Origin of the sequence: Bradyrhizobium sp. 192, assembly GCF_023100965.1 — a bacterium.
Taxonomy (GTDB): Bacteria; Pseudomonadota; Alphaproteobacteria; order Rhizobiales; family Xanthobacteraceae; genus Bradyrhizobium; species Bradyrhizobium symbiodeficiens.
The window spans coordinates 5,364,246-5,380,159 of sequence record NZ_CP064690.1; the positions used below are offsets into that span (position 1 = coordinate 5,364,246).

Below are 15,914 nucleotides of genomic sequence, written 5' to 3' on the forward strand. Positions count from 1 at the left end.
GCGTTACTTCTCAACGTTCCAGAACACCGGGATGGCGGACGGTATCAGACCACGCAGGGTGGCGCGATAGGCAGCCGGCTGCGCAAATTGTCCCCACGGGATCGCGGGGGTCTGATCGTACATCACACTCTGGATCTCCCCGGCGATTTTCTTGCGGTCCTCCTCGGCCGGCGCCTTGGCGAAGGCTTCCAGCAGCGGTGTGATGCGCTGATCGCATTGCCAACCGGTGAAGTCGGCACAATTGAAGGCAACCATGACGTTGGTCAGCGGCGAGCCGAGGTCGAAACCGCCGGCGTGAACGCCATAGACGCTCCAGCCCTCTTTCTTGGCGCGGCGCGCCAGCACGCTGGCCCAGTCCATCACCTGGAGATCGACGTTGAAGCCGGCGGCCTTCAGCCGCTCGGCCAGCACCTGCGCCGAGACGCGAGGGGCTTCGAGATCGTTGGCCTCCATCACGACGACGGGCTCGCCGGCATATTTGGTCGCCTTCAGCGCGGCCTTCGCCGCTTCGATCGACGGCTTGGCGGCCGCGTCCGTGCCGGCCTTGCTCTCATAGGTGGTGCCGCAGGTGAAGTATGTCGCGCAAGGCGTCGCGTATTTCGCATCGAGGCCGAGCGCATCCAGCACCTCGCGCTGGTCGACCAGCTTCCACAGCACGCGCCGGATGGCGGGATCGTCGAACGGTTTTGACGCGGCGTTGAGGCGATAGGCGCCTGCGAACATGTTGCCGCCGGTGAAATTCACAAGCTTGACGCGCGAATTCTTCTCCAGCGTCGGCAGCAGGTCGAACGGCGCGTATTGCATGAAGTCGATCTCGCCGGCCTGCAGCGCGGAAGCTGCGGTCGCACCGTCAGGAATGACGCGGATCTCCAGCGTGTCGACGTTGACGCGCTTGCCGCCGGCGAGGAAGTCGGCGGGCTCGGAGCGCGGCACATAGTCGGCGAACTTCTTCAGGATCATGCGATCGCCGGTGCGGTGATCGGCCTTGCTGTAGACGAACGGGCCGGAGCCGACGATCTCGGTGATGCGCTGGTCGCCGGGTGTTTTCGCGATGCGCTCGGGCATCATGAAGGCGACGGGGCTGACGGGATTGCCGAGCGCGTCGATGACGAGGCCGGAGGGCTCCTTCAACGTCAGCACGAAGGTCTTCGCATCGGCCGGCTCGAGCGAGGCCGTGATTGCGAAGATGCGGCGGCCAAGCGCGCTGCGGGTGCCCCAGCGGCGCAACGAGGCCACGCAATCGGCTGCGGTGACCGGCTGACCATCGTGCCATTTCAGGCCGTCACGCAACGTGAAGCTGTAGGTCAATCCATCCGGAGAGACCTTCCAGTCCTGCACCATCTGCGGCTTGACGTCGCCCTTGGAATCCTTCGCGAACAGCGTGTCGAACACCATGTAGCCAAACGTGCGCGTAATGTAGGCGGTAGAGAAGTGCGGATCGAGCGTGACGATCTCCGCCTCGAGCACAGCGACGAGATTGCCTGCGGCATGCGCAGGTGCCGCAACGATCGCGAGCCCAAGCAACGCCGGAATGAAAGCCTTCAATTTGAACATTGGTGTGGTTTCGCCTTTTGACTGAAACGTTCGCAGTCGCCAGGAAAAAGCAATGTTCGTGCCCACGCGGCGGGGCAACGTATGCGCCCACGACTATCTGCCGCGCGTTTGCGGAGATGCGCACTTAGAGTTGGAGAGCGCGGCTCCCGCATCCCGTGGGTCCCGGCTCTGCGCAGCAACGCAAAGAGCGTTGTAGCGCGTCCGGGACAAGAAGGCGCCTACCCGATCACCCGGCCGAACTTGTTCGACTTCGGGAATCCCTTCGGCGGCAGGCGGCCGGCGTCGGCGCGGGTGCCCTTCCACTCCGCGAGCTCCTTCGTGGTCGCGCTGAATTCGCGGCCGGCGGAATCCTTCCAGGTCAGGCCGGCCTTCGCCTCGAACACGGCAATGTCGGAGAGACCGCCATCCTTGTATTTCTGCAAGCGAACGCCGCGGCCGCGCGCCATCTCCGGCACCTGGTCGAGCGGGAAGATCAGCATCTTGCGGTTCTCGCCGATGACCGCGACGGTGTCACCGAGCACTTCGGTAACCACGCGCGCCTCGTTCGGCATGTCGACGTTGAGGACCTGCTTGCCCTTCTTGGTGGTGCCGACGCAATCGTCCTCGTTGACCACGAAACCCTGGCCCTCGTGGCTCGCGACCAGGAATTTGCGTCCGCCCTTGTTGACGAACAGCGCGACGGGCGCCGCCTCCTGTTCGAGGTCGATGAACAGGCGGATCGGCTCGCCGTGGCCGCGGCCGCCGGGAAGCTTGGCGACGTCGAGCGAGTAGAACTTGCCATTGGTGGCGAACAGCAGCAGCTTCGAGGTCGTCTCGGCGAAGAACGCAAAGCCGAGCTTGTCGTCCTGCTTGAAGGCCAGCCCCGAGAGATCCTCGACATGGCCCTTCATGGTGCGGATCCAGCCCTTGTCGGAGACCACGACCGTCACCGGCTCGCGTTCGACGAAGGCCTCCTCGATCGCGGCGAGATCGTGCTCGGGCGCGTCGGCAAAAGTGGTGCGGCGCTTGCCGAGCGGCGTCTTCGGGCCGAACATGTCGCGGACCTTGCCGACCTGCTCGCCGACCTTCTTCCACTGCTCGGGCTCGGAGGCCAGCAGCCCCTCGAGGCCCTTCAGCTCCTTGCGCAGATCCTTTTCCTCGGTGCGGATCTCCATTTCCTCGAGCTTGCGCAAGGAGCGAAGCCGCATGTTGAGGATGGCTTCGGCCTGCACCTCGGTGAGCTTGAACGCCTTGATCAGCGCCGGCTTCGGCTCGTCCTCGTTGCGGATGATCCGGATCACCTCGTCGATGTTGAGATAGGCGATCAACAGGCCGCCGAGAATCTCGAGCCGGCGCTCGATCTCGGCCTTGCGATGATTGCTGCGGCGGATCAGGACGTCGCGCAGATGGTCGAGCCATTCGCGAAGACACTCGGCCAGGCCCACCACCTTGGGGACGCGGCCCTTGATCAGAACGTTGAGGTTCAGCGGAATCTTGTTTTCGAGCTCGGTGAGACGGAACAGCGATTCCATCATCAAGGCGGGATCGACGTTCTTCGATTTCGGCTCGATGACGATGCGGACGTCTTCGGCCGATTCGTCCCTGATGTCGCCGACCAGCGGCAGCTTCTTCTGGTCGAGCAGCTCGGCGACCTTCTCGATCAGCCGCGACTTCTGCACCAGGAAGGGAATCTCGGTGACGACGACGACCCAGGCGCCTCGCCCGCCCTCCTCCTGCTCCCACCGCGCGCGGACGCGGAACGAGCCACGGCCGGTGGTGTAGGCCTCGGCAATGGACTGCTTGGAATCGACGCAGATGCCGCCGGTCGGGAAATCGGGGCCCTTGACCCACCTCATCAGCGCCTTGGACTTGGCGTCGGGCTTCTCGATCAGGTGCAGCGCGGCTTCGCAGAGCTCTGCCGCGTTGTGCGGCGGGATCGAGGTCGCCATGCCGACCGCGATGCCCTGCGCGCCATTGGCGAGCAGGTTCGGGAAGCCGCCGGGCAGCACGATCGGCTCCTTCGACTGGCCGTCGTAATTGGGGCGGAACTCGACGCCGTCCTCGTCGATGCCTTCGAGCAGAAGCCGCGCGACGTCGGTCATGCGCGCTTCGGTGTAGCGGTAGGCGGCGGGATTATCGCCGTCGATATTGCCGAAATTGCCCTGGCCGTCGACCAGCGGATAGCGCGAGGAGAAGTCCTGCGCGAGGCGGACCATGGCATCGTAGATCGCCTGGTCGCCGTGCGGATGGAACGAGCCCATTACGTCGCCGACGATCTTGGCGGATTTTTTGAACGCGGTGCCGGGGTCGAGCCTGAGCAGGCGCATGCCGTAGAGGATGCGGCGGTGAACCGGCTTCAGGCCGTCGCGCGCGTCGGGCAGCGCGCGGTGCATGATGGTGGAGAGCGCATAGGCGAGATAGCGCTCCTCGAGCGCTTCACGCAGCGGCACCTCGTGAATTTCGGCCGGTTCTTCCGGCGGAACGATTCGTTTTCCCATGCCGCCCGGTTAAACCGTGGAAGCGAATCGGGCAAGGATGGATTGGTTCCCTGTGGGCGGCCTAATGGCCTGCCCAGCCGGCTGTCACAGGCTGGGTGGTCTGGGCCTTTTGGGCCTGTGTGGTAGTCGGAGCATTGGTCAGGCAGCGCCGGGCGACCTCGATCTCGGCCTCCGTCGCGCCCTTCGACCGCGCCCATGTCTCTGCGGCCGCAGCGGAATATTTGGCCACATAGTACCGGACGACCGTGCAGGATGCCCGGCGAAACACGCCGGGTTGCGGCTCGCCGGCGATGGCATCAGGCGCAAACGCGAGCAGCGCCGCAGACAAGGCGAATCCCCTGATCAACATTTGGGCTATCCCCGTGGTGGAACCTGAGGGGCCAAGTCCATTGAACCCGATTTCGTTCCGGGGAACTCCATGTCGAGGGACAAGGCAGAGTCCCGCTTGGCTCATGGCGCGGAAATTGCGGCTCTGGCCTGCTGTCGCGTCAGCGCGTTGATGAAGCCGGCCCGCGCGTCGGAATGGACCTGCCCGCGCGGCTCCAGCACATGGCGCAGCAGGAACAGGCCGGTGAGTCGAAAGCCATCCTGGAGATCCTCGTCGGTAAGCTCCCCCTGCACCTCGCCCTGGCGTAGAAAAGGCGGCAGGCGCAACAGGCGGTCGCGCCACGGCTCGCCCGCGCCGCGCGACACCGCGCCGCCGGATTTCGGCGAGACGTAGATCAGGTCCGTGGTCTCGCCGGTCACCGCGCAATTCTCCAGCGCCAGCCCGAAGCCGAGCTCGCCGAGCATCGCCAGCTCGAAATGGATGACGTGCACGGCGGCGCTGCCGATGTCGTCGAAATCATCGAGCGAATGCTGGAGCTGCGTGAATATCTCCTCATGCGGATCGCGCTCTGGCAGGAGGCGCGCAATCGAGGCGAGATGGGTGACGCCGTAGACGCCGTGGGACGATCCCAGCAACGTGGCCGCGCGCAGCTTCAAGCCCTCGATCGCGTAGGTGCCGAGATGCTCGTCGAGCCGCGCCCGCCAGACAACGCTGACGCTGTTCCCCGGCTGCAGCAAGGGCCGCATCCGCGAGCCGGCGCCGCCGCGCACGAGGCCGAGGTGGCGGCCGTGCCCGCGCGTCAAGAGCTCGACGATGGCGCTGGATTCGCCATGCCGCCGCACGCCCAGCACGATGCCTTCGTCGGTCCATTCCATGGAAGGAATCTTATCGCATTTCGAGCTGTCGTAGGGTGGGCAAAGCGAAGCGTGCCCACGCATTTTTTGCGACCATGGTGAGATGGTGGGCACGGCGCGCAAGAGCGCGCCTTTGCCCACCCAAACGTCACGCGTTGAACCAGCCCTGGGCGTCGCCAGTGAAAGAGAAATACAATCCCATCGTCGTCAGCACGCAGGAAACGATCTCGATGGCGCTGTCGAGCTCCATGCCCTTCTCCCCGATGATCTGGCCGAGCGAGATCACCGACAGCACGAGCGCTGCCGCCAGCACCCAGCGCGGCCAGTTCTTGCGCCCATGCGCGGCGAGCCGGACGAAATAGACCAGGAGCAGGATCATGCCGCCGGCAAGCAAGGTCCCCGTCATGATCATCTGCTCGGTCAGCTCGGCGCTGGGCGTGCGGTCCTGCACAGCAACGGACAAGGCGTCCAGCATCAACGATGCATAAAGCAGCGCTTCGAAGCGCCGGACATTGCTGGGCACGCTCATCGGATACCGATCTGTTCTTGGTTATTCTCTCGGAAAGTCCAGGCCCATCTCGCGGTAGCGATCGGGATCGTCGCCCCAGTTCTCGCGCACCTTGACGAACAGGAACAGGTGGACCGGCACGTCCAGGATCTGCATCAATTCCTTGCGCGAGTCCGCTCCGATCGACTTGATGGTGGCGCCGCCCTTGCCGAGCACGATCTTGCGCTGGCTTTCGCGCTCGACGAAGATCGTCTGCTCGATCCGCACCGACTTGTCCTTGCGCTCCTCCCACTTCTCGGTCTCGACCGTGGACTGGTAGGGCAATTCCTGGTGCAGCTTCTGATAGATTTTTTCGCGCGTGATCTCGGCCGCGAGCTGCCGCATTGGCGCGTCCGACATCTGGTCCTCGGGGTAAAGGAACGGACCTGCCGGCACCATCTCGGACAGCGTCTTGCGGAGGTCGTCGACGCCGTCGCCCGAGATCGCCGCGATCATGAAGGTCCGTGCGAACTTCATACGCTCGTTGGCGGCCTGCGCCAGCGCCAGCAGCTTCTCGCGCTGGACCAGATCGACCTTGTTGATGACGAGTATCTTCTCGTGGTTGACGCTGGCCGCCTTGGTGAGGATCGCCTCGGCCTCCTCGTCGATCCCTGTTTTGGCGTCGAGCAGCACGCAGACGAGATCGGCGTCATGCGCCCCGCTCCAGGCGGTCGAGACCATGGCCCGGTCGAGCCTCCGCTTCGGCAGGAAGATACCGGGCGTATCGACCAGAATGATCTGCGCATTGTTCTCGATGACGATGCCGCGGATCAGCGCGCGCGTGGTCTGCACCTTGCGCGAGACGATCGTGACCTTGGCTCCGACCAGCGCATTGACCAGCGTGGACTTGCCGACATTCGGCGCGCCGATCAGCGCAACGAAACCGCAGCGCGTCGCAGGGGGCGTCTCGCCGCTTGCTTCAGCCGTCATTGCTGCCGCCAACACCTTCTCGTTCGATCATCACTGAAGCTGCCACCTTCTCTGCCGCGCGCTTGCTGCCGCCGATGCCTTCGGCCGGCGCGAGCCCCGGCAGGTCCACCGCGACGCGGAATTGCGGATCATGATGCGGGCCGGTGCGCTCGACCTCGCGGTAAACCGGCGTCGGCAGTCCCTTGCCCTGCGCCCATTCCTGCAGCACGGTCTTGGGATCGCGCAAGGGACGGCGCGGCTTGTGCATGCGCTCGGTCCAGTTGCGCTTGACGAATTCGGACGCCGCCGCGTAGCCGCCGTCGAGGAAGACGGCGCCGATCACGGCCTCGCAGATGTCGCCGAGGATGGACTTGCGCAGGCGCGCGTCGGCGCTGGAGCCGACCGAGCCGAGCTTGATGTCGTCGAGCAGACCGAGCGACTTGGCGACGTCGGCGCAGCTTTCCTTGCGCACGAGCTCGGCAAGTCGCTTGGACAGCTCGCCCTCATCGGCGTTCGGGAACGCATGATAGAGCATGTCGGAGACGACGAGCCCGAGCACGTGGTCGCCGAGGAATTCCAGGCGCTGATAGCTGTCGCCGCGCTTGCGCCCGGACTTCAGCGCCGAGACATGCGTGATCGCCTGCATCAGCATGTTGGGGTCGGCGAAGCTGTGGCCGATGCGCGCCTCGAGCGCCGCGTTCGCATCTGTGGCAGCCTTGGCCTTGCTGCTCCGCGTCCGCTTCTTCTTCGCGGGCGCCTTGCCTGCAGCAGCCTTGGTTGCAAGGCTCTTGGTCGCAGCTTCGCCGTCGAGGCCCGCTTGTGCCTCGATCGGTTCGGTTGCGATGTCCTTGGCTTCGTCTTTCATCGGACGATTTTGAAGAAGCGATTCCAGCGCACTGCCCACGGCCAGCGCCAGAACATCCAGGCATGCTCGCCTTCGCCGATGGAGAAGAAGATCATCTGCGCGCGGCCGATCAGATTCTCCTGCGGAACATAGCCGACCTGGCCGAGGAAGCGGCTGTCGGTGGAGTTGTCGCGGTTGTCGCCCATCATGAAGAAATGGCCCGATGGCACGGTGTAGACGTTGGTGTTGTCGACGTAACCGTTGTCGGCGCAGTCGAGCGTCTCGTAGGACACGCCGTTCGGCAGCGTCTCCTTCCAGCGCTTCACCCGAGAGATGCCGCCGCCTTCCGAACCGCAGGGCTCCTCGCCGACATATTCGCTCATCCGCTGCCGCTCGACCGGCGTGTCGTTGATGTAGAGCAGCCCGTCCCGCATCTGGATGCGGTCGCCGGGAAGGCCGATCACGCGCTTGATGTAATCGGTGGAATCGTCTTTCGGCAGCCGAAACACGACGATGTCGCCGCGGGCAGGATCCGAGCCCCAGATCCGCCCGGAGAACAGCGGCGGCGAGAACGGAATCGAATAGTGGCTGTAGCCGTAGGAATATTTCGAGACGAACAGATAGTCGCCGACCAGCAGCGTCGCCTTCATCGAGCCGGACGGGATGTTGAAGGGCTGGAACAGGAAGGTGCGGATCACAAGCGCGATCAGGAGAGCGTGGATCACGACCCGGATCGTTTCGCCGATGCCGCTCTCAGTTTTCGTTCCCGAAGTCACGCTCATTGCTCTCTCAATTCCGGCCGGCGATCACAGAGCGCCCTCCTCCCGCGAACGGCCCATCGGTTCGCGGCCCAAGGAGATTGTCCTGATTCTGATAGTGAGGGCCAATTCCGGCGTAAAGCCGAATTAACCCAAGCTGATTTGCGTCCGCGGACTTTTAGACGGTTGTCGGAGGCCACGCAATCAAGGATCGCATCAAAACTGCATAAGACACTGATTTATAACACAAATCATAAAACCGCCGCGAGCCGTCTCAGAGTTTCCGCAGCGGGACGGCCGAAATGATGACGAAGGCCTGCGCCAGTGGCCAGTCGTCGGTGATCGACAGGTCGATCCGCGCCTCGAACCCCTCCGGGGTCAGGGCCTGGAGCCGGGCCAGCGCCCCGCCGGTCAACTGCATGGTCGGCCGCCCGCCTGGCAGGTTGACCACCCCCATGTCGCGCCACCAGACGCCGCGCCGGATCCCGGTGCCGAGCGCCTTGGAGCAGGCCTCCTTGGCGGCGAAACGCTTGGCATAGGTCGCCACCACCATCTTCTCGTTCTTGGCCCGCCGCTCCGCCTTGGCCCGCTCGGCCGTTGTGAAGATGCGGTCGAGGAAACGCTCGCCATGGCGCTCGATCACCTTCGCCACGCGGGTGATGTCGATCAGGTCGGAGCCGATGCCGATGATCATGCCCGGCTCCGGCCTCGGTCCATTGCCGCGCGCATGCTGCGCACCGTCTCGGCGAGACCGACGAACAGCGCTTCGCCGATCATGTAATAGCCGATGTTGAGCTCCATGATGTCAGGCAGCGCTGCGATCGTCTCTGCCGTCGCGTAGTCGAGCCCGTGGCCGGCATGGACCTCGAGCCCGGCGGCCTTGGCCAGCTTCACACCCGCCACGATCCGCTGCCATTCGGCCGCGGCCTTTTCGGTGTGACCATCGACCACAGCGTCGCACCAGGCGCCGGTGTGGATCTCGATCACCGGCGCGCGCAACTGCGCCGCCATCTCGATCTGGGCGGGATCGGCAGCGATGAATAGCGAGACCCGGATGCCGGCATCGGTCAACCGCGCGATGTAGGGCGCGAGCGGATTGTGCTGACCGACCACATCGAGCCCGCCCTCGGTGGTCACCTCCTGCCGGCGCTCGGGCACCAGGCACACCGCGTGCGGCTTGGTGGCGAGCGAGATGCGCATCATGTCGTCGGTCGCCGCCATCTCGAAATTGAGCGGCTTGGAGATCTCGGCCTTGAGCCGTGCCATGTCCTCGTCGCGGATGTGGCGGCGATCCTCGCGCAGATGCGCGGTGATGCCGTCGGCGCCGGCTTCGATCGCCAGCAGCGCCGCGCGCACCGGATCGGGATGGCGGCCGCCGCGCGCGTTACGCACGGTTGCGACGTGATCGATATTGACGCCGAGGCGAAGCTTCGAAGCGGGCATTTCAGGACTCACGACGGTGACATTTCTCAACTTGTCATGCGCGGGCTCGACCCGCGCATCCATCCTCTTCGAAGAGATGGGTCGCCGGGTCAAGCCCGGCAACGACCAGCATCATCCATTAACACGTTCGACTTTGGCGACGACCGCCTTGGCGCGCAACTGGGCCAGGATCGCGCTCAAATGTTTCAGATCGTAGACTTCGAGATCGATCGTCGTTTCCGTGAAATCCGGCGAGCGGCGCTGCATGCTGATGTTGTCGATGTTGCCGTCGTGCTCGGCGATCACAGTCGCGATCTGGGCCAGCGCGCCGGGCTCGTTGACGTTCTCGACCCGGATGCGGGCGGGGAAGCGCTGCGGCGCGGAGTCCTCGATGTCCCAGCGGACGTCGAGCCAGCGCTCGGGCTCCTCCTCGAAATCCTTCAGCGCCGGCGCCTGGATCGGGTAGATCGTGATGCCCTCGCCCGGCGTGACGATGCCGACGATGCGGTCGCCGGGCACGGCGCCGCCGTTGGGGGCGAACTTCACCGGCAGGTCGGAATTGATGCCGCGAATCGGGATCGCGACCGGACTGCGCGGCGGCTCCGACGACTTCTCCTTGATCTTGGCGGCGAGCCCCTTCTTGACGCCGTAGCGCGCGATGCGCTCCTCCTTGTAGTCGGGATACATCGCCCGCGCGACATGGGAGGCCTTGATCTCGCCGCGCCCCACGGCCGCCATCACGTCCTCGATCGAGGTGCGTGCGAGCCGCGGCAGCGCGCCCTTGAGCTTGTCGTCGGCATATTCGATCTTGGCGCGCTCGAACAGGCGCTCCACGATGCGCCGGCCGAGCCCGGCATATTGATCGCGCACGGCCGTGCGCGTGGCGCGGCGGATCGCGGCGCGCGCCTTGCCGGTGACCGCAAGCGTCTCCCAGGCCGAAGGCGGCGCCGATTGCGCTTCCGAGGTCAGCACCTCGACCTCGTCGCCGTTCTGAAGCTCCGAGGACAGCGGCGCGAACTGGCCGTTGATCTTGCAGCCGACGGCGCTGTTGCCGACGTCGGTGTGAACGGCATAGGCGAAGTCGATCACGTTGGCATGGCGCGGCAGCGCGATCAGCTTGCCCTTGGGAGTGAAGCAGAACACCTGGTCGTGGAACAGCTCGAGCTTGGTGTGCTCGAGGAATTCCTCGGGGTTGGCGCTCTCCGAGAGGATGCCGATAGTGTGGCGCAGCCAGGCGAACGCATTGGACTCGCGCTTGAGGAATTCGGTCGGCGACCCCACGCCCTCCTTGTAGAACACGTGCGCAGCGATGCCGCGCTCGGCGATCTGGTCCATCGCCTCGGTGCGGATCTGCAACTCGACGCGCTGGTTGCCGGGGCCGATCACCGTGGTGTGGATCGAGCGGTAGTCGTTCTGCTTGGGCGTCGAGATATAGTCCTTGAAGCGCCCCGGCACGACGGGCCAAGTGGTGTGGACGATGCCGAGCGCGCGGTAGCAGGCCTCGATATCGTTGACGACGAGACGAAAGCCGAAGATGTCGGACAATTGCTCGAAGCCGACCGACTTGCGCTCCATCTTGGTCCAGATCGAAAACGGCTTCTTGCGGCGGCCATAGACCCGCGCGCCCAAGCCCCGGTGGCGCAGATTGTTGGAGAGCTGGTCCTCGATCTCGCCGATCAGATTGCGGTTGCGTTCGGCCAGCGCGTCGAGGCGCTGCATCACCACCGAATAGGCCTCGGGATCGAGGGTGCGGAAGGACAGATCCTCCAGCTCCTCGCGCATCTCCTGCATGCCCATGCGCCCCGCCAGCGGCGCATAGATGTCGAGCGTCTCCTCGGCAATGCGCCTGCGCGATTCCGGCGGCACGAAATCCAGCGTGCGCATGTTGTGCAGGCGGTCGGCGAGCTTGACCAGAAGCACACGGACATCGTCGGCAATGGCCAGCAACAATTTGCGCAGGTTCTCGGCCTGCTTGGCCTCCCGCGACACCAGCTCGAGCCGCTTCAGCTTGGTCAGGCCCTCGACCAGGGCGCCGATCTCGGGCCCGAAGATCTGGTCGATCTCGGCCCGCGTCGCTTCGGTGTCCTCGATGGTGTCGTGGAGCAGCGCGGCCACGATGGTGGCATCGTCGAGCTTCAGGTCAGTGAGAATCGCCGCCACTTCGAGCGGGTGCGAGAAATACGGATCGCCCGAGGCGCGGGTCTGCGAGCCATGCGCCTTCATGGCGTAGACATAGGCGCGGTTCAGCAGGTCTTCGTCGGTGTTGGGATTGTAGGACCTGACACGCTCGACGAGGTCATATTGACGCATCATTCGCGCGCGGGGCTTGGCCGGGCGAGCGACCGGCGCAGTCGGGGCCGCGGCAACCGATTCGGTTGCGGCCTGCATCTGCGTGAATCTGCGGCGCCGATATACCATCCCCGTCCTGCCTTCAAACGAGCCCCAGCCTGCCCGTCGTATACATCTTAGCTCCGATCGCGCCTGTGTCCGATCAATTCAGTGACAGGACACATCGCCAACCGCAACGTGATGGTAACCACCAAAACGTCAACAAAAGCAAAGGCCCGAACAATGGTTCGGGCCTTTGACGGGATCACAGGACATCGACGATCGCGACGGACGATTTACTCGTCTTCCTCGGGCTGCTCCTCGGGCGGCGCAAGGCCTTCGAGGCCCTTCAGGAGCTCCTCTTCGGTCATGCGCTCGACGGCGACTTCGGTATCGTCCGCATCGACGCTCGCACCTGCGGAACCAATCAGCGGCACCGTATCCGGCTCGGGCTCGTCGACCTCGACGAACTTCTGGAGCGAGTGCACCAACTCCTCGCGGAGGTCCTCGGGCGAAATCGTCGTGTCAGCAATTTCGCGCAAAGACACAACAGGGTTCTTGTCGTTATCGCGGTCAACCGTTAGTTGTGATCCGGACGAAATCATGCGGGCACGGTGGGCGGCCAGCAGGACCAGGTCAAACCGGTTGTCGACCTTGTCGATACAATCTTCTACGGTGACGCGAGCCATGAACTGTCGCTCCGTTGTGGGTGGGACGAAATATGTGGATGATTGGCGCTAGTTATAGGGGCCGGGGCGATTTCGCAAGGCCAATTTGTGATTTGGCCTCGCCAAACGGCTCTGCTACCCCCACATTGGGGCTGGAATGGGTGGTGTCCCGGGCTGCCATCGAGGGCGGCGCCGGGTGTATGCATGTCCGTCATAACTATACCTTGTTTGCCCCGACTTCTCCGGATTTGCGGTTTCGACGGGTCTCGGCGGCACTCTGGAAATGCGCGGCAATGCTGCCGCCGCGCCAACAATAAAACATCAATCACGAACGCTACGCGAGCAAACTGAATGTCACCTTCCTCTACCGACAAGATCGCGCTCTTCATCGACGGAGCCAATCTCTACGCAACGGCGAAAACTCTGGGCTTCGACATCGACTACAAGCGCCTGCTGAAGGAGTTTCAGAGTCGCGGAACGCTGCTTCGGGCGTTCTACTACACCGCGATCATCGAGGATCAGGAGTACTCCTCGATCCGCCCGCTGATCGACTGGCTAGATTACAACGGCTACACCGTCGTGACCAAGGCGACCAAGGAGTTCATCGACGCCTCCGGCCGCCGTAAGGTCAAGGGCAACATGGACATCGAGCTCGCCGTGGACGCCATGGAGCTTGCCGAGCACATCGACCAGATGGTGCTGTTCTCCGGTGACGGCGACTTCCGCTCCCTGGTCGAGGCCGTGCAGCGCCGCGGCGTGCGGGTCACGGTGATCTCCACCATCGCCAGCCAGCCGCCGATGATCGCCGACGAGCTGCGCCGCCAGGCCGACGTCTTCACCGATCTCGTCGAGCTGCAATCCAAGCTCGGCCGCGATCCGTCCGAACGCCCCGCCCCGCGTGACCGCGGCGAGCGTGGTGAGGGACGCCACCACGCCCCGCAATTCCTCCAGCGCGCAACCACGATGGCGCCGAGGGGCGATGACGACTTCGAGGAGTGAGGCGGCCAGGTCAAGCCGCCAGTCTCCCAATGTCGTTCCCGACCGCGATTGTCCGCTCTGTCCGCGCCTGGTCGCCTTTCGCGAGGCGAACCGGGCGCGCGAGCCGTTATGGCACAATGCGCCGGTTGCACCTTTCGGCGACATCGAGGCCCGCCTGTTGATCGTCGGCCTCGCGCCGGGGATGCAGGGCGCCAACCGCACGGGGCGGCCGTTCACCGGCGATTACGCCGGTGACCTGCTCTACGCCACGCTGCTCGAATATGGCTTTGCCAAGGGCACTTATCAGGCGCGTCCCGATGACGGGCTGAAGCTTGTCGACTGCCGGATCGCCAACGCAGTGCATTGCGTTCCGCCGCAGAACAAGCCGCTGCCGGTCGAGATCAACACCTGCCGGCAGTTCCTCGTCGCGAATCTCGCAACGATGCCAAAGCTGCGCGCGATCATCGCGCTCGGGCGGATTGCGCACGACAGCGTGCTCAAGCCGCTGAACCTGAAGGCCTCGCAGGCCCCCTTCAGCCACGGCGCCGTGCATCAGGCCGGCGCGTTCAAGCTTTACGACAGCTATCACTGCTCGCGCTACAACACGAACACCCGCGTGCTGACGCCGGACATGTTCCGCTCGGTGTTCGCGAAGGTGAAGGCGGATCTGGATTAGGCGCGGACCGGATTGGCCTTCAGCCAGTCGAGCACGTCGCCGGCGTTCCGGTCCGGCGGGAACACCGGATACAGAACGTGGGTGATGCGGGCGTCGTCGACGATCAGCGCGAGACGCTTGATCAGCGTGAGATCAGCGACCTCCATGGTCGGCAGCTTCAGGGCGCGCGTCAGCGCCAGCTTCTCGTCCGACAGCACGGGGAACGGCAGATGCAGCCGCGACGCCATCTCGGTCTGGTAGGCGTTGCTCTGCGTCGAAAGACCGAACACCTGCGCCGCGCCGGCAGCCTTCAGCTCGGCGAACAGGTCGCGAAACGCGCAAGTCTGCGGCGTGCAACCGCGCGCGCCCGGGATCATGTCCCAATCGTCGACCAACGCAATCTTGCCGGGTTCGCCGGTGCGGGGATATGCGAACACCACGGTCCGGCCACGCATCGCCGACAGCGTCACCGAGGTGTCGTCGGTCGCGAGCAGGCCGATTGGCGGCAGCGTCATGCCGACCAGATGCGCGGCGGCGCCGTCGTCTTCAGGTGCGGGGATCTGGCTCCAATCGACCTCGAGCAGGTTGCGCTGGTTCATCTCGCTATCCTCTCGCCCGCATCAGGCGGCCCTTCTCCCGGCTCCAGTCGCGCTTCTTCTCGGTCTCGCGCTTGTCGTGCAGCTTCTTGCCCTTTGCAACCGCCAGCTGCAATTTGGCGCGGCCACGCTCGTTGAAGTAGAGCTTGAGCGGGATCAGCGTCATGCCCTCGCGGTCGACGGCGCCCATCAGCTTGTTGATCTGCTTGCGATGCAGCAGCAGCTTTCGCGGCCGCTTGGGCTCGTGATTGAAGCGGTTGCCCTGGAGATATTCGGGAATGGTGGCGTTGATCAGCCAGATCTCGCCGTTCTTCGAGTCGGCGTAGGATTCCGCGATCGTGCTCTTGCCGTTGCGGATCGACTTGATCTCGGTGCCGGTCAGCGCAATCCCCGCTTCGATCGTATCCTCGATCGCATAGTTGAAGCGGGCCTTGCGATTTTCCGCCATGACCTTGATCGGACGTTCGTTCTTATCAGCCATGGCGGTGAGACCTGAGCGCGATGCTAACAGTTTGGATGAAGCGCGCGCGTCACTTCTTGAGGAGATCGCGGATCTCGGTCAGCAGCACGACCTCCGCCGACGGCTTCGGCGGCTCCGCGGACTTGGTCTCTTCCTTCCGCTTCAGAGTGTTCATGGCCCGGATCACCAGAAACAGCACGAAGGCGACGATGATGAAGTTGATCGTCAGCGTCAGGAAGCTGCCGTAAGCAAGTACGGCGCCTTGCTTTTTCGCATCCGCTAAGTTGGTGGCGGTCACCGCCTTCGACAAGGGGGCGAAGTAGTTCGAGAAGTCGAGGCCGCCGGTCGCCGCGCCGATGATCGGCATGATGATGTCACCGACCAGCGAGGTGACGATGGCGCCGAAGGCCGCACCGATGATGACGCCGACCGCGAGATCGACAACGTTGCCCTTCATGGCGAATTCGCGGAACTCCGTGAGCATCCGCCTGCCCTTGTCATCGACGCTCATGAACGGCCTCCCCGGTTTGGTTAAC

General features: G+C 64.3%; 17 protein-coding genes. 2 read left to right on the forward strand and 15 right to left on the reverse strand.

Features of this window, described 5'->3' with window-relative positions:
* Positions 1-3: 3 nt before the first annotated feature.
* From IVB24_RS24820 to rpoZ, 12 genes are all read right to left on the reverse strand, one after another.
* The gene (locus IVB24_RS24820) at positions 4-1,554 is read right to left on the reverse strand and encodes an ABC transporter substrate-binding protein (protein WP_247769370.1); all 1,551 of its coding nucleotides are present in this window, start codon (positions 1,552-1,554) and stop codon (positions 4-6) included.
* 218 nt (positions 1,555-1,772) lie between these two features.
* Positions 1,773-4,031, reverse strand: coding sequence for a DNA topoisomerase IV subunit A (gene parC, locus IVB24_RS24825; protein ID WP_247769371.1), 2,259 nt, complete (start codon positions 4,029-4,031; stop codon positions 1,773-1,775).
* Between the two features lie 61 nt (positions 4,032-4,092).
* Positions 4,093-4,380 carry a hypothetical protein gene (locus IVB24_RS24830; RefSeq protein ID WP_166475295.1) on the reverse strand — a complete coding sequence of 96 codons (288 nt, stop codon included), beginning with the start codon at positions 4,378-4,380 and terminating at the stop codon, positions 4,093-4,095.
* Between the two features lie 101 nt (positions 4,381-4,481).
* Positions 4,482-5,234: a DNA repair protein RecO gene (gene recO, locus IVB24_RS24835; protein WP_140480042.1), complete on the reverse strand. Its 753-nt coding sequence runs from the start codon at positions 5,232-5,234 to the stop codon at positions 4,482-4,484.
* 127 nt (positions 5,235-5,361) lie between these two features.
* On the reverse strand, positions 5,362-5,742 hold the full coding sequence (locus IVB24_RS24840; protein WP_094977563.1) for a hypothetical protein: 381 nt from the start codon (positions 5,740-5,742) through the stop codon (positions 5,362-5,364).
* A 21-nt stretch (positions 5,743-5,763) separates the two neighbouring features.
* Entirely contained in the window at positions 5,764-6,690 is a 927-nt protein-coding gene (era, locus tag IVB24_RS24845; RefSeq protein ID WP_094977562.1) for a GTPase Era, read from the reverse strand.
* Positions 6,680-7,534, reverse strand: coding sequence for a ribonuclease III (gene rnc, locus IVB24_RS24850; protein ID WP_094977561.1), 855 nt, complete (start codon positions 7,532-7,534; stop codon positions 6,680-6,682). The genes era and rnc overlap by 11 nt, the downstream gene beginning before the upstream one ends.
* Positions 7,531-8,295 (reverse strand): signal peptidase I, encoded by a 765-nt coding sequence (gene lepB / locus IVB24_RS24855; protein ID WP_094891858.1) that lies wholly within the window; start codon positions 8,293-8,295, stop codon positions 7,531-7,533. Before lepB ends, rnc begins: the two co-directional genes overlap by 4 nt.
* Positions 8,296-8,545: 250 nt before the next feature.
* Positions 8,546-8,965, reverse strand: coding sequence for a holo-ACP synthase (acpS, locus tag IVB24_RS24860; RefSeq protein ID WP_247769373.1), 420 nt, complete (start codon positions 8,963-8,965; stop codon positions 8,546-8,548).
* A complete protein-coding gene (locus IVB24_RS24865; protein ID WP_247769374.1) occupies positions 8,962-9,714 on the reverse strand; it encodes a pyridoxine 5'-phosphate synthase in 753 nt (250 codons plus the stop codon). The genes acpS and IVB24_RS24865 overlap by 4 nt, the downstream gene beginning before the upstream one ends.
* A gap of 111 nt (positions 9,715-9,825) precedes the next feature.
* Complete coding sequence (locus IVB24_RS24870) at positions 9,826-12,111, reverse strand: bifunctional (p)ppGpp synthetase/guanosine-3',5'-bis(diphosphate) 3'-pyrophosphohydrolase (RefSeq protein ID WP_247769375.1); 2,286 nt, start codon at positions 12,109-12,111, stop codon at positions 9,826-9,828.
* A gap of 206 nt (positions 12,112-12,317) precedes the next feature.
* Positions 12,318-12,710: a DNA-directed RNA polymerase subunit omega gene (rpoZ, locus tag IVB24_RS24875; RefSeq protein WP_008133017.1), complete on the reverse strand. Its 393-nt coding sequence runs from the start codon at positions 12,708-12,710 to the stop codon at positions 12,318-12,320.
* Positions 12,711-13,040: 330 nt separating this feature from the next.
* On the opposite strand from rpoZ, the gene IVB24_RS24880 reads away from it, so the two are divergent.
* Together IVB24_RS24880 and IVB24_RS24885 are read left to right on the forward strand one after the other, a co-directional pair.
* Complete coding sequence (locus IVB24_RS24880; protein WP_094977558.1) at positions 13,041-13,688, forward strand: NYN domain-containing protein; 648 nt, start codon at positions 13,041-13,043, stop codon at positions 13,686-13,688.
* Positions 13,669-14,343, forward strand: coding sequence for a uracil-DNA glycosylase (locus IVB24_RS24885; protein WP_247769377.1), 675 nt, complete (start codon positions 13,669-13,671; stop codon positions 14,341-14,343). The genes IVB24_RS24880 and IVB24_RS24885 overlap by 20 nt, the downstream gene beginning before the upstream one ends.
* On the opposite strand, the gene IVB24_RS24890 is transcribed toward IVB24_RS24885, so the two are convergent.
* The 3 genes from IVB24_RS24890 to mscL are packed head-to-tail and all read right to left on the reverse strand — an operon-like array spanning position 14,340 to position 15,889.
* Entirely contained in the window at positions 14,340-14,921 is a 582-nt protein-coding gene (locus tag IVB24_RS24890; RefSeq protein ID WP_140480045.1) for a peroxiredoxin, read from the reverse strand. The two genes, IVB24_RS24885 and IVB24_RS24890, sit on opposite strands and share 4 nt — an antisense overlap.
* 4 nt (positions 14,922-14,925) lie before the next feature.
* Positions 14,926-15,399, reverse strand: a complete 474-nt coding sequence (gene smpB, locus IVB24_RS24895; protein WP_094977555.1) for an SsrA-binding protein SmpB — start codon at positions 15,397-15,399, stop codon at positions 14,926-14,928.
* A 49-nt stretch (positions 15,400-15,448) separates the two neighbouring features.
* Positions 15,449-15,889 carry a large conductance mechanosensitive channel protein MscL gene (gene mscL / locus IVB24_RS24900; RefSeq protein WP_094977554.1) on the reverse strand — a complete coding sequence of 147 codons (441 nt, stop codon included), beginning with the start codon at positions 15,887-15,889 and terminating at the stop codon, positions 15,449-15,451.
* Positions 15,890-15,914 lie beyond the last annotated feature (25 nt).

Bases quoted from the DNA above. Each gene is read 5' to 3' on its own strand.
- IVB24_RS24820 (WP_247769370.1), bottom strand. From the start codon at position 1,554: ATGTTCAAATTGAAGGCTTTCATTCCGGCGTTGCTTGGGCTCGCGATC.
- parC (WP_247769371.1), bottom strand. From the start codon at position 4,031: ATGGGAAAACGAATCGTTCCGCCGGAAGAACCGGCCGAAATTCACGAG.
- IVB24_RS24830 (WP_166475295.1), bottom strand. From the start codon at position 4,380: ATGTTGATCAGGGGATTCGCCTTGTCTGCGGCGCTGCTCGCGTTTGCG.
- recO (WP_140480042.1), bottom strand. From the start codon at position 5,234: ATGGAATGGACCGACGAAGGCATCGTGCTGGGCGTGCGGCGGCATGGC.
- IVB24_RS24840 (WP_094977563.1), bottom strand. From the start codon at position 5,742: ATGAGCGTGCCCAGCAATGTCCGGCGCTTCGAAGCGCTGCTTTATGCA.
- era (WP_094977562.1), bottom strand. From the start codon at position 6,690: ATGACGGCTGAAGCAAGCGGCGAGACGCCCCCTGCGACGCGCTGCGGT.
- rnc (WP_094977561.1), bottom strand. From the start codon at position 7,534: ATGAAAGACGAAGCCAAGGACATCGCAACCGAACCGATCGAGGCACAA.
- lepB (WP_094891858.1), bottom strand. From the start codon at position 8,295: ATGAGCGTGACTTCGGGAACGAAAACTGAGAGCGGCATCGGCGAAACG.
- acpS (WP_247769373.1), bottom strand. From the start codon at position 8,965: ATGATCATCGGCATCGGCTCCGACCTGATCGACATCACCCGCGTGGCG.
- IVB24_RS24865 (WP_247769374.1), bottom strand. From the start codon at position 9,714: ATGCCCGCTTCGAAGCTTCGCCTCGGCGTCAATATCGATCACGTCGCA.
- IVB24_RS24870 (WP_247769375.1), bottom strand. From the start codon at position 12,111: ATGGTATATCGGCGCCGCAGATTCACGCAGATGCAGGCCGCAACCGAA.
- rpoZ (WP_008133017.1), bottom strand. From the start codon at position 12,710: ATGGCTCGCGTCACCGTAGAAGATTGTATCGACAAGGTCGACAACCGG.
- IVB24_RS24880 (WP_094977558.1), top strand. From the start codon at position 13,041: ATGTCACCTTCCTCTACCGACAAGATCGCGCTCTTCATCGACGGAGCC.
- IVB24_RS24885 (WP_247769377.1), top strand. From the start codon at position 13,669: ATGACGACTTCGAGGAGTGAGGCGGCCAGGTCAAGCCGCCAGTCTCCC.
- IVB24_RS24890 (WP_140480045.1), bottom strand. From the start codon at position 14,921: ATGAACCAGCGCAACCTGCTCGAGGTCGATTGGAGCCAGATCCCCGCA.
- smpB (WP_094977555.1), bottom strand. From the start codon at position 15,399: ATGGCTGATAAGAACGAACGTCCGATCAAGGTCATGGCGGAAAATCGC.
- mscL (WP_094977554.1), bottom strand. From the start codon at position 15,889: ATGAGCGTCGATGACAAGGGCAGGCGGATGCTCACGGAGTTCCGCGAA.